Consider the following 1,151-nt stretch of genomic DNA (forward strand, 5'->3'; position numbering starts at 1 on the left):
GGGGCCGGTCGAGCGGGTGCCGAACGGCTGCCGTGCGGGGGCGGGGTCAGGCGGGCACCCGCAGCGAGGACCGGCCGGCCCGCCAGGCGTCGAGGAAGCGGTCGGCGAGAACGTCCTCCAGATGGTTCGTGGCGTCCACGCCGAACGCCACGTCGGCGTCCAGCCGAGGCTCCTCCGTGAGCAGCCCGGCGACGACCTCGTGCCGTACGACCTGCTCGTGGACGGCGTCGGCCTCGACGTGCTCGGTGTAGAAGTGCTCGGCGGCGGCCCCGGCCCCCGTCCGACGCATCGCCTTCGCGAGCCGCCGGGAGGCGGGGGAGGAGGTGATCTCGACGGCCGCGAAGTGACCGACGAGGGCGCCGCGCAGGGACCGGTGCAGCCCGAAGAGGGACATCAGGTTCACGAGGGCGAGGGTCTCGGCGCGGGCCACGTCCACGTAGCGGCCGTAGGACGGGTCGAGCCCCAGGTCCGTCATCAGGTCGGCGAAGAGACGGGCGTGGACCCGGTCGGCCCGGCCGCCCCCGAACTCGTCGAACTCCACGGCGGCCATCCCGGCCTTCGCCCGCCCCCACAGCCGGGGCAGCACCCAGGCGTGCGGGTCGGCCTCCTTCAGGTGGTAGAGGGAGCGCTGGGCGGCGTACTCCCGCAGCTGCCACAGCTCGCCCTCGTCCGCGAGGAACCGGCTGACGCCGGTGCCGTCCGCGGGGTTCACGGGTTCCACCAGCAGCTCGTCCAGCGCCTCGTCGGCGCGTTCGTGGCGGGTCGCGACGGCCCGCAGGGCCTCCAGGAACGGCCGCTCCAGCGAAGCCCGGAAGCGCAGCAGCTCCGGGTCCCATTCGCGGTCGTCGGCGACGCCCGCGAATCCGCGGTAGTGCAGCTCGTAGCAGAGATACAGCGCGAGCTGAAGGTCCTCGCCGAACGGGTCGGCCCCCGCGACCTCACGCCGGTCGGGAGGCGGCCCGCCCTCTCGCAGGCACTCCACGAGGGCATCCGAGATGCCGCCCCTCCCCGCGGGCAGCGACGGTTCCTCCGACCGGACATCCATGCGCGCCGGGTACCCCGGGACACGTCATTAGTCACCCGAGGATCGGACGCCCCGCACGGCACCCCCGCACGAGACCGGGGGCGGGGGCCGAGGGGCCGTGTGGGCC

Annotated in this window: 1 protein-coding gene; it reads right to left on the reverse strand. The window is 74.6% G+C overall.

The features are described 5' to 3' along the window. Nucleotides 1-46 precede the first annotated feature (46 nt). The gene (locus tag AOK15_RS41210; protein ID WP_055524394.1) at nucleotides 47-1,045 is read right to left on the reverse strand and encodes an iron-containing redox enzyme family protein; all 999 of its coding nucleotides are present in this window, start codon (nucleotides 1,043-1,045) and stop codon (nucleotides 47-49) included. Nucleotides 1,046-1,151: the final 106 nt, after the last annotated feature.

Origin of the sequence: Streptomyces ossamyceticus (genome assembly GCF_001418475.1) — a bacterium.
Taxonomy (GTDB): domain Bacteria; phylum Actinomycetota; class Actinomycetes; order Streptomycetales; family Streptomycetaceae; genus Streptomyces; species Streptomyces ossamyceticus.